The sequence below is a fragment of the Pseudomonas sp. GW821-FHT01A09 genome, assembly GCF_058986725.1.
Window position 1 is genome coordinate 80,673 of the sequence record NZ_JBYSWB010000019.1, and the last position, 13,361, is coordinate 94,033.

General features: G+C 64.8%; 12 protein-coding genes. 3 read left to right on the forward strand and 9 right to left on the reverse strand.

All coding sequences use genetic code 11. The annotated features are described in order from the left end of the window. Positions 1-54: 54 nt before the first annotated feature. The 9 genes from AC3WJP_RS20310 to bioB all read right to left on the reverse strand — a co-directional run bounded on the left by AC3WJP_RS20310 (position 55) and on the right by bioB (position 10,530). Positions 55-1,833, reverse strand: a complete 1,779-nt coding sequence (locus tag AC3WJP_RS20310) for an acyl-CoA dehydrogenase C-terminal domain-containing protein (protein ID WP_493722386.1) — start codon at positions 1,831-1,833, stop codon at positions 55-57. Positions 1,834-2,028: 195 nt separating this feature from the next. Then, positions 2,029-3,315 (reverse strand): GGDEF domain-containing protein, encoded by a 1,287-nt coding sequence (locus tag AC3WJP_RS20315; RefSeq protein ID WP_493722387.1) that lies wholly within the window; start codon positions 3,313-3,315, stop codon positions 2,029-2,031. A gap of 138 nt (positions 3,316-3,453) precedes the next feature. Beyond that, positions 3,454-5,259 carry a phenylacyl-CoA dehydrogenase gene (locus AC3WJP_RS20320; protein ID WP_493722388.1) on the reverse strand — a complete coding sequence of 602 codons (1,806 nt, stop codon included), beginning with the start codon at positions 5,257-5,259 and terminating at the stop codon, positions 3,454-3,456. Positions 5,260-5,539: 280 nt separating this feature from the next. Further along, positions 5,540-5,824 (reverse strand): pyrroloquinoline quinone biosynthesis protein PqqE, encoded by a 285-nt coding sequence (locus tag AC3WJP_RS20325; RefSeq protein ID WP_493722389.1) that lies wholly within the window; start codon positions 5,822-5,824, stop codon positions 5,540-5,542. Positions 5,825-5,931: 107 nt separating this feature from the next. After that, on the reverse strand, positions 5,932-6,615 hold the full coding sequence (gene bioD / locus AC3WJP_RS20330) for a dethiobiotin synthase (RefSeq protein WP_493722390.1): 684 nt from the start codon (positions 6,613-6,615) through the stop codon (positions 5,932-5,934). After that, the gene (gene bioC, locus AC3WJP_RS20335) at positions 6,612-7,463 is read right to left on the reverse strand and encodes a malonyl-ACP O-methyltransferase BioC (protein WP_493722391.1); all 852 of its coding nucleotides are present in this window, start codon (positions 7,461-7,463) and stop codon (positions 6,612-6,614) included. The genes bioD and bioC overlap by 4 nt, the downstream gene beginning before the upstream one ends. Then, positions 7,456-8,181 carry an alpha/beta fold hydrolase gene (locus tag AC3WJP_RS20340; protein WP_493722392.1) on the reverse strand — a complete coding sequence of 242 codons (726 nt, stop codon included), beginning with the start codon at positions 8,179-8,181 and terminating at the stop codon, positions 7,456-7,458. Before AC3WJP_RS20340 ends, bioC begins: the two co-directional genes overlap by 8 nt. Beyond that, positions 8,174-9,346 carry an 8-amino-7-oxononanoate synthase gene (bioF, locus tag AC3WJP_RS20345; RefSeq protein ID WP_493722393.1) on the reverse strand — a complete coding sequence of 391 codons (1,173 nt, stop codon included), beginning with the start codon at positions 9,344-9,346 and terminating at the stop codon, positions 8,174-8,176. The genes AC3WJP_RS20340 and bioF overlap by 8 nt, the downstream gene beginning before the upstream one ends. A 128-nt stretch (positions 9,347-9,474) precedes the next feature. Beyond that, on the reverse strand, positions 9,475-10,530 hold the full coding sequence (gene bioB / locus AC3WJP_RS20350) for a biotin synthase BioB (RefSeq protein ID WP_493722394.1): 1,056 nt from the start codon (positions 10,528-10,530) through the stop codon (positions 9,475-9,477). 92 nt (positions 10,531-10,622) lie between these two features. Here bioB and AC3WJP_RS20355 point away from each other — a divergent pair, with 92 nt between their 5' ends. The 3 genes from AC3WJP_RS20355 (at position 10,623) to AC3WJP_RS20365 (ending at position 13,285) form a co-directional block, all read left to right on the forward strand. Next, complete coding sequence (locus tag AC3WJP_RS20355) at positions 10,623-11,384, forward strand: ComFC family protein (protein ID WP_493722395.1); 762 nt, start codon at positions 10,623-10,625, stop codon at positions 11,382-11,384. A 56-nt stretch (positions 11,385-11,440) separates the two neighbouring features. Beyond that, positions 11,441-12,199 carry a TOBE domain-containing protein gene (locus tag AC3WJP_RS20360; RefSeq protein WP_493722396.1) on the forward strand — a complete coding sequence of 253 codons (759 nt, stop codon included), beginning with the start codon at positions 11,441-11,443 and terminating at the stop codon, positions 12,197-12,199. Positions 12,200-12,310: 111 nt separating this feature from the next. Further along, positions 12,311-13,285 carry a serine/threonine protein kinase gene (locus AC3WJP_RS20365; RefSeq protein WP_493722397.1) on the forward strand — a complete coding sequence of 325 codons (975 nt, stop codon included), beginning with the start codon at positions 12,311-12,313 and terminating at the stop codon, positions 13,283-13,285. The last annotated feature ends 76 nt before the right edge of the window (positions 13,286-13,361 follow it).

The window sequence follows — 13,361 nt, forward strand, 5'->3', positions numbered from 1 at the left end:
GATTGTGGAAATAGGCGATCAGCACCACATGTTGTAAGCCATGACTTACACCATTCAGAATTGCTCGGCGTCCAGAAGGTACAGGGACCCGCTACCGGCCTTGACCGAGGCGGTCAGCGAATGGATCCGTGGCAGCAACCGGGCGAAGAAGAACCGTGCGGTGCCCAGCTTGCTGGCGTAGAACGCCTCTTGGCCTTCCTTGCCCAGCGCTGCCTGCGCCATCAAGGCCCACATATAGGCATAGGCGGTGTAGCCGAACACCTGCAGGTACTCCACCGAGGCCGCGCCGATTTCCTGGGGATTGTGCAGCGCCTGCTCGATGACCCAGGTGGTGAGCTGGTCGAGGTTGTCCAGTGCAGCACTCAGCGGCTTGGTGAATTCGGCCATCTCGCCGCCGGTTTGCGCGACGAACCAGCGAATCTCTTCGGCGAAGATCTTGTACGAGGCGCCGCCATTGCCCACCACCTTGCGGCCCATCAAGTCGAGGGCCTGGATGCCATTGGTGCCTTCGTAGATCTGGGTGATGCGCACATCACGCACCAGCTGCTCCTGACCCCACTCGCGGATGTAGCCGTGACCGCCGAAAATCTGCTGGCCGTGCACGGTGGTTTCCAGCCCCAGGTCGGTCAGGAAGGCCTTGGCCACGGGTGTCAGCAAGGCCACCAGGTCCTCGGCACGCTTGCGCTCGGTAGCGTCCTCGGAGAACTTGGCCCGGTCGAGTTGCAGCGCCACATAGGATGAAAACGCCCGGCCGCCCTCGTTGCTGGCCTTCATGGTCAGCAACATGCGGCGCACATCGGGGTGGACGATGATCGGGTCGGCAACTTTGTCCTTGGCTTGCGGGCCGGCAGGCGAACGGCTTTGCAGGCGATCGCGGGCGTACTCCACGGCGTTCTGGTACGAGCGCTCGCCCGAGGCCAGGCCCTGAATACCCACGCCCAGGCGCTCATAGTTCATCATGGTGAACATCGCCGCCAGGCCCCTGTTCGGCTCGCCGACTATATAGCCCTCGGCGCCGTCGAAGTTCATCACGCAAGTGGCCGAGGCCTGGATGCCCATCTTGTGCTCGATGGAGCCACAGGTGACCGTGTTGCGCTCGCCCAGGCTGCCGTCGTCGTTGACCAGGAACTTGGGCACCAGGAACAGCGAGATGCCCTTCGGCCCAGCCGGCGCGTCGGGCAGCTTGGCCAGTACCAGGTGGATGATGTTCTCGGTCAGATCATGTTCACCGCCGGTGATGAAGATCTTCGTGCCGCTGACCCTGTAGGTACCGTTGGCCTGGGGCTCGGCCTTGGTGCGGATGATGCCCAGGTCGGTGCCCGCATGGGGCTCGGTGAGGCACATGGAACCGGCCCACACACCGGCGTACATATTGGGCAGATAAGCCTGTTTGAGCGCTTCGCTGGCATGGGCGAGGATCGACAGGCAGGCACCGGCGGTGAGCATCGGGTACAGGCCGAACGACAGGCTGGCGGAGTTGACCATTTCCTCGACCTGGGCCGACACCACCTTGGGCATGCCCATGCCGCCGAACTGCGGGTCGCCGCCCACGCCCACCCAGCCGCCTTCGGCATAGGTGCGATAGGCCTGCAGGAAGCCGGCAGGCGTGGTGACGGCGCCCTCGTGCCAGTGGCAGCCTTCCTCGTCGGCGGCGCGGCTCAGCGGCGCGATGCCTTTGCTGGTGACCTTGCCCGCCTCCTCGAGAATCGCCTCGACGGTATCGGCATCCACGACGTCAGCCAGGGCCGGCAACTGCGCCCACTGGCTGGACACGTCGAAAACTTCGTTGAGGATGAAGCGCATATCGCGCAGCGGCGCTTTGTAGTCAGCCATGGCAACCTCTAGAGAACAGAGCTGGAAAAGTCGATTCAGGGCAGTGTAGCCCAACAACTTTTCGGAGACATAGCGTCGACTTGTGACCACCCAGTCACCTGTAGCGGGGGGGCTTGCCCCCGAAAATCGCCGCAGCATCAGCAATGTTCAAGACTGGCCGAATCGGGGGCAAGCCCCCTCGCTACAGAGCGGCGGTCAGGCGGTGGCTGGGGTACGCACCGCGCCACGGCGATTCTGGCCATAGCTGATCACGCAGTTGCGGCCCGCACCCTTGGCGGCATACAGCGCCTGGTCGGCGGCCTTGAGGACTTCCTCGGGGGTGCGCTGCTCGGGCATGCGCTCGCACACACCGATACTCACCGTTACCGACACGCTGGTCGCTGCCGATCCGGCCCGACGCTGGCGACCCTGCTGGTCATCCTGCGGACGATCGGGGTTGCGCAGCTGGATGTTGTAGGCGGCGATCACCCCACGTATCACTTCCAGATGGGGCAGGCATTCCTCCAGGGTCTTGCCGGCGAATACCAGCGCGAACTCCTCGCCGCCATAACGGTAGGCACGGCCGCCGCCGCTGACTTTCGACAGCTTGCTGGCCACCAGGCGCAGCACCTGATCGCCGACGTCGTGACCGTGGGTGTCGTTGAATTTCTTGAAGTGATCGACGTCGGTCATCGCCAGCACGTAATTGCGCCCCAGGCGCTGCATGCGTTCGTTGAGCGCGCGACGCCCCGGCAGGCCGGTCAGCTCGTCGCGGAAGGCCATCTGATAGGCCTCGTGGGCCACTGCGGCGGCGATCATCAGCATCACCTGACTGCACAGAATGTTCAGGGTGAAGGGCAGGATGAAAGTCTTCGGCAGCGCCCAGAACAGCCCGACCAGGCCCACAAGTTGCGCGGCATGCAAGGGCCGCGGGAAGCGCAGGTACTGCACCGTGAGCACCACGAAGGCGATGAAGAACATCGGGTAGGCCAACTGGATCAAGCTCATCCACTGGCCGTGCAGCGATGGCCAGCGGATGTCCGCGAGCCAGTCCAGCAGCGCCACCGGAAAGCTCTGCTCCAGCCCCAGCGCTACCGCGCCCACGGCCAGCAACACCGCGCAGCGCGCGACGATGTCCTGGAACAGATGGGTGCGCTCCGCCCAGGCGCCGAACAGCCCATAGAGCATCGGCAGCAACAGGCAGACCAGATGGAAGACCACCGCCGCGTCCGTGCGCAGTGTGCCGTTGTCGCGGTAGAAGTCGGTCTGGGTATCGAGCAGATAGTAGGCGATGTACACCGTGACCATCAGGAACAGCTCGCGCTGGCGGCGATACACCGCGCAATAGGCGCCACCCAGCAGCAGCACCAGGGTTGGCAGGACGTTGAACAGCGATGTGAAGAACACGTTCAGGTCGCGCACATAGGCCGCCGCCAGCCCGGCCAGCAGCAATAGCAGCGAGGGCAGGAAGTGGCTGATTCGAGCAGCAGATAAACGCGGCAAAGGCAAAACTCCGGCCGTCAAAACATACATGGCATTGTGCCTGCACGTGTATCGGCCGGAAAACAGAAAGGTTTAGGATTTTTCGCCAAACCGCTCATGTAGCGAGGGGGCTTGCCCCCTCGCTACATGAACGTGGACTCAGTACGACAGGCCGAAGGCCTCTTCATCCATCTGCATCAGGTTGCCCGCACCGGACAGCATGGCCGCCACGTGTGTGCGAGTGCGCGGCAGAATGCGCTGGAAGTAGAAGCGCGCGGTCTGCAGCTTGGCGGTGTAGAAGGCCTCCTCGGTGGTACCCGCGGCGAGTTTTTCCGCCGCCAGGCGTGCCATGTCGGCCCAGAAGTACGCCAGGCAGGCATAACCCGAATACATCAGGTAATCCACCGACGCGGCGCCGACTTCTTCGCGGTCTTTCATGGCCGCCATACCGACCTTCATGGTGATCTCGCCCCACTCCTTGTTCAGCTGCGCCAGCGGCGTGACGAACTCGTTGACCGCCTCGACGCCTTCGTTGGCCTGGCAGAACTTGTGGACGATCTTGGTGAAGCCCTTGAGCGCTTCGCCCTGGGTCATCAGCACTTTACGGCCCAGCAGGTCGAGCGCCTGGATGCCGGTGGTGCCCTCGTAGAGCATCGAGATGCGGCTGTCGCGCACGTTCTGCTCCATGCCCCACTCGGCGATGAAGCCATGGCCGCCGTAGATCTGCACGCCGTGGTTGGCGGACTCGAAACCGACCTCGGTCATGAACGCCTTGGCGATCGGGGTCATGAACGCCAGCAGTCCATCGGCGCGCTTGCGCTCTTCTTCGTCCTGGCTGAACTTGACGATGTCCACCAACTTGGCGGTGAAGTAGACCATCGCCCGGTTACCTTCGGCGAAGGCCTTCATGGTCAGCAGCATGCGCCGGACATCGGGGTGCACGATGATCGGGTCGGCGGCCTTGTCGGGTGTCTTGGGGCCGGTCAGCGAGCGCATCTGCAGGCGGTCGCGGGCGTACTCGAGGCCGCCCTGGAAGGCCACTTCGGCGTGTGCCAGACCTTGCAGCGCAGTGCCCAGGCGCGCGGTGTTCATGAAGGTGAACATGCAGTTCAGGCCCTTGTTGGCCGGGCCGATCAAAAAGCCGGTGGCGGCGTCGAAGTTCATCACGCAGGTGGCGTTGCCGTGAATGCCCATCTTGTGCTCGATGGAACCACAGGTGACCGCGTTGCGCTCGCCCAGGCTGCCTTCGATGCTCGGCAGGAATTTCGGCACGATGAACAGCGAGATGCCTTTGGTGCCTGCCGGGGCATCGGGCAGGCGCGCCAGCACGATGTGGACGATGTTCTCGGCCATGTCGTGTTCGCCGGCGGAGATGAAGATCTTGGTACCGGTGATCTTGTAGGAACCATCGGCCTGCGGCTCGGCCTTGGTGCGCAACATGCCCAGGTCGGTGCCGCAGTGGGATTCGGTCAGGCACATGGTGCCGGTCCACTCACCCGTGACCAGCTTGGTCAGGTAAGCCTCTTGCTGTTCAGGGGTGCCGTGGGCGGAGATGGTGTTCATCGCGCCATGGGACAGGCCAGGGTACATGCCCCACGACCAGTTGGCGCCGCCGACCATTTCACTGACCGCCAGGCCCAGGGACTCCGGCAGCCCTTGGCCACCGTGGGCGACGTCATGGGCCAGGCTCGGCCAGCCGCCTTCGACGAACTGTTGATAGGCCTGTTTGAAGCCGGTCGGCGTCTTCACCCCGGATTCGCTCCAGGTGCAGCCTTCGGTGTCACCCACGCGGTTCAGCGGGCCCAGCACCTGTTCACAGAACTTGGCGCCTTCCTCAAGGATGGCCGAGACCATGTCCGGGGTGGCTTCTTCGCAGCCTGGCAGGCTCTGGTAGTGCGCTTCGTACCCGAGCAGTTCGTCACGGACGAAACGAATGTCACGCAAGGGGGCCTTGTAGTCAGGCATAGCGATAAACCTCTGCTGATGAACTTGGTGAGGGTCAATAGCCGCTGCGGAACGGGGAAGGATTTCCGCGCAGGTCAAACAGGTGTTTGAAACATACGTTTCGGCCACCCCGATTGTCAAGCGTCGCTCGGCGGCCGATGGCAAGAGGCACTTTGTCGCGGGCGCGGCAGAGCGGCTGGCGGGCAGCATCGGTTAGCGATTCAAAGGCAGAGATCAGACAGACGGCAAGCGAAGCGAGGGGCTTGCAGATGAACGACGCCCCCGAGCAAGGGCGCTGTAATCAAGCGTAGATATCGATCAGCGACCCGAGCGCTTGATCGGCGGCCTTTTCGACCTTGGTGCCGGCCTGCACCTGGATCTGCGCCTGGAGCATTTCCACCGCCGCGCTGGCAGGGTCGAGCTGGCTGCGGTCGACACCGCGCAGGCGCTCAGCCTGGTAATTCGACGATTGGCTGGTGGCGGACGCACTGTTGGCGATATCGCTGGAGGCCTGGTCCAGGCGCGTCATACCCGTCTGGATGGCAGACAGGCCGGAGCTGTAGGCAGTACTGGCGCTGATGTTCATGGCGCGACTCCACTGGGTGGATGGCTAATAGACACTAGTAAAGCACCTAGGCCCAGTAAAATCCCGCCAACAAGACTGACGGTCTGTGACGCAGCGCGCAGATCCGATTAAAGCTCAAGAAGGTCCAGCTGGATGTAGTCCGCCACCGCCTGCGCCGATGCCCCCTTCAAATGCGGCACCCGGCCCAGACACGGTGCTGGCAGCCGCTCGGCCAGGGTCGCGAGGTTCTCCTCCAGCCGGGAGGTCTTGGGGTCGATGACGTTCGCCACCCACCCCGCCAGCTGCAGCCCGTCACGGGCGATGGCCTCGGCGCTCAGCAGCGCGTGGCTGATACAGCCCAGCCGCACCCCCACCACCAGAATCACCGGCAGCTTGAGCGCCATGGCCAGGTCGGACAGATTGGCCTGATCCGACAGGGGCACACGCCAGCCGCCCGCGCCTTCGATCAAGGTGAAGTCCGCCTGCTGCGCGAGAATATGCCGCATCGGCGCCAGCAACCCCTGCACGTTCAGCGCGACGCCGGCTTCCCGCGCCGCCAGATGGGGGGCGATGGCCGGCTCGAAGGCGAATGGGTTGACCTGTGCATAAGGCAATTGGATCGAGCTTTCAGCGATCAACGCCAAGGCGTCACTGTTGCGCAGGCCCTTGGGGGTCACCTCGCAGCCCGAGGCCACAGGCTTGGCCCCCAGGGTGCTGTGGCCGTTGAGCCTGGCGGCATGCAGCAGGCCGGCCGCGACTGTGGTCTTGCCGACATCGGTATCGGTACCGGCGATGAAAAATGCGGCGCTCATGTACGAACTCCCGAGGCAGGCTTGTGCATCACCCCATAGATCACTTGATAGGTCGCGGGCAGCCCGGCGGGCTGGCGCAGGGTTTCATAGGCATCGATCAGCCCTTTGATGCGCTGGCGGCCGGTCAGGCCACCCGGGCGCCCGGGGTTGATATTGTGCGCGCCCAGGGCCTTGAGCTCGTGGGTCAGGTCGCGCACGTCGGGGTAATGCAAGACGTGGGGTACCGCCGCCAAGGCCAGCACCCGCAGGGCACTGTCGGCACACAGTTGCTCATAACGCGCCAGCGGTCGGAAGCGATTGACGTGCACGCCGCAATCCACCGCGCGCCAACTGTCACGCAACTCGAACAGCGTGCCGTCGCACAGGCTGGCGAAGGCCATGATGCCCCCCGGGCGCAGCACCCGCCCGGCCTCGGCCAGCACCGCGGCGAAGTCACCGCACCACTGCACCGCCAGGCTCGAAAACAGCAGGTCGCAACTGGCGTCCGCCAACGGCAATTGCTCGGCATCGCCGACGATGTACTGCTGCGCACCGCCGAGACTGCGCGCATGGCGCAGCATGCCTTCGGCGATGTCCACCGCCACGCCTTGGGCCTGCGGGAAACGCTCGGCCAGCACGCGGCTGAAATGTCCGGTACCGCTGCCCAGATCGACCCACCGCTGCGGGTTGCAATCCGCTGGCAACCGCGCCAGCAAAGCCTGCCCGACATCTCGTTGCAATTGCGCGACGCTGTCATAGCTCGCCGCCGCACGGGAAAACGACGCCGCCACCTGGCGCTTGTCTGGCAGGCTGTTCACCTGCTCGGGCAATTGCACGCGATTGACGTCGCTCACACTCAAATCAGTCATCACCGGACTCATGTAGAAAAGCTTGAATAGCACCCGCCACACCGTGCGGGTCTTCCACCGGGAAGGCGTGGCTGGCGTGTTCGATCAGACCGATTTCGACGTCGGGCAACAGGGCCAGCAGCTCGCCGGCGACTTCGGCCGGCACCAGCGCATCGGCGCCGGCGAACAGGTGCAATTGCGGCCCGCGATACGCCTGCAGGGCGGCGCGAGTGTCCAGCCGGGCGAGGACTTGCAGGCCCGGTTCCAAGGCCGTCGACGGCGCTGCGGCACTCAGCAGCCGCGACAGGCCGCGCGGATCCTCCACGGCGCCTTGCGCACACAGCAGGCTGAAGCGCTTGAGCGTCTGCCGCGGCGAATCCTGGCACCCGGCGAGGAACGCCTCGAACAGCTCGCGGCTCATGGCGTGTGGCCAGTCCTCACGCGCCACGAAGCAGGTGTTGCTGGCCAGCGTCAGCAGCCCGCAGCAGCGTTCGCCACGGCGCGCCGCCAGCTCGGTGGCGAGCATGCCGCCCAGCGACCAGCCACCCAGCCAGGTGTCCAGCGGCAACGTCGCGTCGAGCTCGTCGAGCCACTCCTCGACGTCATGGCACTCCAGGTTGGGCAACGGCTCGATGTCCACGCGCAGGTGCTCATCCAACCCCTGCAAGGCCGCCGCCAGCGGTTGCAGCGGCGCGACACCCAGGCCCCAGCCCGGCAACAGAATCAAGCGGTCACGCATCGTCGGGCTCCAGCAGCGGATAGCACTCGGCCAATGCGTTCAACAATAGCTGCACCTGGGCCTGGCTGTGGGCCGCCGACAGCGTCACGCGCAGGCGGGCGCTGCCGTTGGGCACGGTCGGCGGGCGAATGGCGGTGACCAGCAGGCCGCGCTCGCGGAGCATCTTCGACAGCTTCAGGGCGCGGGCGCTGCTGCCGATCATGATCGGCTGGATCGGCGTGAAGCTGTCCATCAGGCTCAGCCCGAGCGCCTCGGCGCCCTGGCGGAACTGCGCGATCAAGCGCGCCAGATGCTCACGGCGCCAATGCTCGGTGCGCAGCAGTTCGAGGCTCTTGAGCGTTGCGCAGGCCAGCGCAGGCGGCTGGCTGGTGGTGTAAATGTAGGGACGGGCGAACTGCACCAGCGCTTCGATCAAGTCGTCACTGCCGGCCACAAAGGCCCCCGCAGTGCCGAAGCCCTTGCCGAGGGTGCCGATCAGCACCGGCACATCGTCCTGGGTCAGACCGAAATGCTCGACCACACCGCCGCCATTGGCCCCCAGGGTGCCGAAGCCATGGGCGTCATCGACCATCAACCAGGCGCTACGGGCCTTGGCGACCTTGGCCAGCGCGGGCAGATCCGCGACATCGCCATCCATGCTGAACACGCCGTCGGTGACCACCAGCGTGTCGCCCACGGCTTTGTCGAGCCGCGCACTCAGGCTGTGTGCATCGTTGTGCAGATAGCGACTGAAGCGCGCGCCGCTGAGCAGGCCGGCGTCCAGCAACGAGGCATGGTTGAGGCGATCCTGCAGCACGGTGTCGCCCTGCCCGACCAGCGCGGTGACCGTGCCCAGGTTGGCCATGTAGCCGGTGGTGAACAGCAGTGCGCGGGGCCGGCCGGTGAGTTCGGCCAGGGCTTCTTCGAGGGCGTGATGGGGGCCGCTGTGGCCGATCACCAGATGCGAAGCGCCACCGCCGACGCCCCAGCGCTCGGCGCCGGCCTGCCAGGCCTTGATCACCTCGGGGTGATTGGCCAGGCCCAGGTAGTCGTTGTTGCAGAAGGCGATCAGCGCCTGGCCGTCGACCACCACCTGCGGCCCTTGCGGGCTCTGCAGGAGCGGGCGCTGGCGATACAGATCGGCGGCGCGGCGCTCGTCGAGGCGAGCGCGCAAATCCAAGGACATGTTCAGTCTCTGAAATCGAATCCTGTAGCGAGGGGGCTTGCCCCCGGCTGCGGTGGGTCAGTCACATTGAGGGTGCTGATTCACTTTTCGGGGGCAAGCCCCCTCACTACAGAGTAAGGGGTAGTGGCTCAGACCGCTGCGTCATAGAACAGCTCACTGCTCTTTTGCTCCACCAGCGCCTGCTCGATGGCCGCCTGGTGCACTTCGTCGGCATGCTCATAACCGGCTTCGGGCTGGATGCCCAGGCGCGCGAACAGTTGCATGTCCTTGTCTGCCTGCGGGTTGGCGGTGGTCAGCAGCTTGTCGCCGTAGAAAATCGAATTGGCGCCAGCGAAGAACGCCAGGGCCTGCATCTGCTCGTTCATGGCTTCGCGGCCGGCGGACAAGCGCACGTGGGACTGCGGCATCATGATCCGCGCGACCGCGAGCATGCGGATGAAGTCGAACGGATCGACGTCGTCGGCGTTTTCCAGCGGCGTGCCCTTGACCTTGACCAGCATGTTGATCGGCACCGATTCCGGGTGCTCTGGCAGGTTGGCCAGTTGAATCAGCAGGCCAGCGCGGTCGTCCAGCGACTCGCCCATGCCGAGGATGCCGCCGGAGCAGATCTTCATGCCGGCGTCGCGCACGTAGGCCAGGGTCTGCAGGCGCTCACCGTAAGTGCGGGTGGTGATGATGCTGCCGTAGAACTCCGGCGAGGTGTCGAGGTTGTGGTTGTAGTAGTCCAGCCCGGCCTCGGCCAATGCCTGGGTCTGCTCCAGGTCGAGCTTGCCCAGGGTCATGCAGGTTTCCAGGCCCATGGCCTTGACCCCGGCAACCATCTTCAGCACGTAGGGCATGTCCTTGGCCGAAGGATGCTTCCAGGCGGCGCCCATGCAGAAGCGCGTCGAGCCGATGGCCTTGGCACGAGCGGCCTCTTCGAGGACCTTCTGCACTTCCATGAGCTTTTCTTTCTCGAGCCCGGTGTTGTAGTGGCCGGACTGCGGACAATATTTGCAATCTTCCGGGCAGGCGCCGGTCTTGATCGACAGCAGCGTGGAGACTTGCACGCGATTGGCGTCGAAATGCGCGCGGTGAACGGTTTGCGCCTGGAACAACAAGTCGTTGAAGGGCTGGACGAACAGTGCTTTGACCTCGGCCAGAGACCAGTCGTGACGAGTAGTTGCAGTGATGCTGGCGCTCATCGGCGATTCCTTGTTTATGCTGGGCTGAACGGCGGCGGGAAGGGAATACCCACAGCCATGACACGGATAAGCGGCATAGTTAAGGAAGACGCATGGACTGTCAACCATCTCTGATCAACAAGGTTTACACCTGGTCAAATATTAACCAATCCTGTTTGCTCTGCGATGAAGCGACGAGCAACCCCTACCCACTCTGCGGCGAGTGCGAGCAAGAACTGCCCTGGCTCGATGAACGCTGCGAAATCTGCGCCCTGCCGCTGGCCATGTCCGGCCTCGAGTGCGGACCGTGCCGACGCAAGGCTCCGGCCTTCGCCAGGGTCGAGGCACCGTGGTTTTACGGCTTTCCGATCGATACCTTGATCACCCGCTTCAAGCACAACGCCCAGTGGCCGCTCGGGCGCATGCTCGCCGAGGGCCTGGCGCGCTGGCTGCTGCAGGGCTTCGCCGACGGGCTGCCGCGTCCCCAGCGCTTGTTGCCGGTGCCCATGGCTCGCCAGCGTCTGCGCAAACGTGGTTTCAATCAGGCGCAGATGCTCGCTCACTGGCTGTCGCCGTTGCTGCAGATCCGCTGTGACGACCGCCTGCTGCTGCGTCCCCATGCTACTCGGGCGCAACAGGAACTGGACGCGGCGGCGCGGCGGCAGAATCTGCACAGTGCCTTTGCCTTGGCCGACAAGGCGTTGGTACGCGGGCTGCACGTGGCGATCGTCGATGATGTGATGACCACCGGTGCCACGGCGCAGGCATTGGCGCTGCTGTTGAGACGCGCAGGCGCCGTGCGGGTCGACGTGTATTGCCTGGCGCGTACGGCCAAGCCCGAGGAACGGCCGAGCCAAGGCACGCCACGGCCTTGACTTGCCACTGCGGGGCGAGCACCGTCGGCACTTTCTCGCTGCCAAGACCCGCTGCCATGCCCCTGCCCACCCTGCTCTCCCAGTACCTCGCCCGCCGCCCGCAGCGCATCGAGCTGTTGCGGCACATCGCCGAACAGGGCTCGATCACCCGCGCCGCGAAGAGCGCCGGCATGAGTTACAAGGGCGCCTGGGACGCGATCGACGAGCTGAACAATCTGGCCCCGCTGGTGGAACGCAGCATCGGTGGCAAAGGCGGTGGCGGCGCTCGCTTGTCGGCAGACGGCGAACGGGTCCTGCGCCTGTATCAGAAGCTGCAAGCCCTGCAGGCCCAGGTGCTGGAAGCCGCCGAAGAGGCCAGCGACCTCGACCTGCTAGGCCGTTTGATGTTGCGCACCAGCGCGCGCAATCAGTTGCAGGGCACAGTGGAACGTATCGATTGCCGCGGGCGCAGCGACATCGTGCGCCTGGCGCTGGGCGGCGATCTGCATCTCGACGCGCAGATCACCCACGACAGCACCCTGAGCCTGGCGCTGGAAATCGGCAGCCCGGTGGTCGCGCTGATCAAGGCCGGTTGGTTGCAACTGTTGGCTGCCGACCAGCCGAGCCCGGAGGACCACAACAGCCTGACCGGGATCGTCCAGCAGATCATCGATGATCCCCAAGGCCCCAGCGAAGTGCGCATCGGCCTGAGCAACGGCCAGACGCTGTGTGCCTTGAGCGAGGCGCAGCATCTGGTGAGTATCGATGCACGCCAAGGCGTCACCCTCAAGGTGGTCTTCCTCCCCTCCTACGTGCTGCTGGGTACGCAGTTGTAGCTCCCTGGCCGACAGGCCGAGCCCCTTACTCGACAGCGGCAGCTTTACCCGGTCATCTGCGCTAACATAACCGGCCGGACGCGGCCACCTGCCCGCGGCGCAGGAGTCAGTATGTCCCACCCCTTCGATACCCTCACGCCCGACCTGGTCCTGGATGCCGTCGAAAGCATCGGTTTCCTCAGCGACGCCCGCATTCTGGCCCTCAACAGTTACGAGAACCGTGTCTATCAGGTCGGTATCGAAGACGGCGAGCCGCTGATCGCCAAGTTCTACCGGCCCGGCCGCTGGACCACCGAGGCCATCCTCGAAGAACACAGCTTCACCGCCGAACTCGCCGACTGCGAAGTGCCGGTGGTGGCGCCCATGACCCACGACGGCAAGACCCTGTTCGAGCACGCCGGCTTTCGCTTCACGTTGTTCCCCCGCCGTGGCGGTCGCGCGCCGGAGCCAGGCAACCTCGATCAGCTCTACCGCCTCGGGCAGTTGATGGGCCGCCTGCATGCCGTGGGCGCCGCGCGACCGTTCGAGCACCGCGAAGCGCTGGGGGTGCAGAACTTCGGCCATGACTCGTTGACCACGCTGCTCGAAGGCGATTTCATCCCACGCAGCCTGCTGCCGGCCTATGAATCCGTGGCCCGCGATCTGCTCAAGCGGGTCGAACAGGCCTACCGCGACACGCCCTATCAGGCCATCCGCATGCACGGCGATTGCCACCCCGGCAACATGATGTGCCGCGACGAGGTGTTCCATATCGTCGACCTCGATGACTGCCGCATGGGGCCGGCGGTCCAGGACATGTGGATGATGCTGGCCGGCGATCGTCAGGAATGCCTGGGGCAGCTGTCGGAACTGATGGACGGCTACCGTGAATTCCACGACTTCAACCCGCGCGAACTGGCGCTCATCGAGCCCCTGCGCGCCCTGCGCCTGATGCACCACAGCGCCTGGCTGGCGCGCCGCTGGGACGATCCGGCGTTCCCGCGCAGCTTCCCGTGGTTCGGCCAGGAGCGTTACTGGGGCGATCAGATCCTGGCACTGCGCGAGCAACTGTCGGCGCTGCAGGAAGAGCCGTTGCGGTTGTTCTAGGTAGAAGTGTGTTGACTGGGCCGGCCCCTTCGCAGGCAAGCCTTGCTCCCACAAATGTACGCTCCGGCCCTGCTGG

Coding starts and splice junctions, on each gene's coding strand:
- AC3WJP_RS20310 (WP_493722386.1), bottom strand. CDS start 1,833: ATGGCTGACTACAAAGCGCCGCTGCGCGATATGCGCTTCATCCTCAAC.
- AC3WJP_RS20320 (WP_493722388.1), bottom strand. CDS start 5,259: ATGCCTGACTACAAGGCCCCCTTGCGTGACATTCGTTTCGTCCGTGAC.
- AC3WJP_RS20325 (WP_493722389.1), bottom strand. CDS start 5,824: ATGAACATCAGCGCCAGTACTGCCTACAGCTCCGGCCTGTCTGCCATC.
- bioD (WP_493722390.1), bottom strand. CDS start 6,615: ATGAGCGCCGCATTTTTCATCGCCGGTACCGATACCGATGTCGGCAAG.
- bioC (WP_493722391.1), bottom strand. CDS start 7,463: ATGACTGATTTGAGTGTGAGCGACGTCAATCGCGTGCAATTGCCCGAG.
- AC3WJP_RS20340 (WP_493722392.1), bottom strand. CDS start 8,181: ATGCGTGACCGCTTGATTCTGTTGCCGGGCTGGGGCCTGGGTGTCGCG.
- bioF (WP_493722393.1), bottom strand. CDS start 9,346: ATGTCCTTGGATTTGCGCGCTCGCCTCGACGAGCGCCGCGCCGCCGAT.
- bioB (WP_493722394.1), bottom strand. CDS start 10,530: ATGAGCGCCAGCATCACTGCAACTACTCGTCACGACTGGTCTCTGGCC.
- AC3WJP_RS20355 (WP_493722395.1), top strand. CDS start 10,623: ATGGACTGTCAACCATCTCTGATCAACAAGGTTTACACCTGGTCAAAT.
- AC3WJP_RS20360 (WP_493722396.1), top strand. CDS start 11,441: ATGCCCCTGCCCACCCTGCTCTCCCAGTACCTCGCCCGCCGCCCGCAG.
- AC3WJP_RS20365 (WP_493722397.1), top strand. CDS start 12,311: ATGTCCCACCCCTTCGATACCCTCACGCCCGACCTGGTCCTGGATGCC.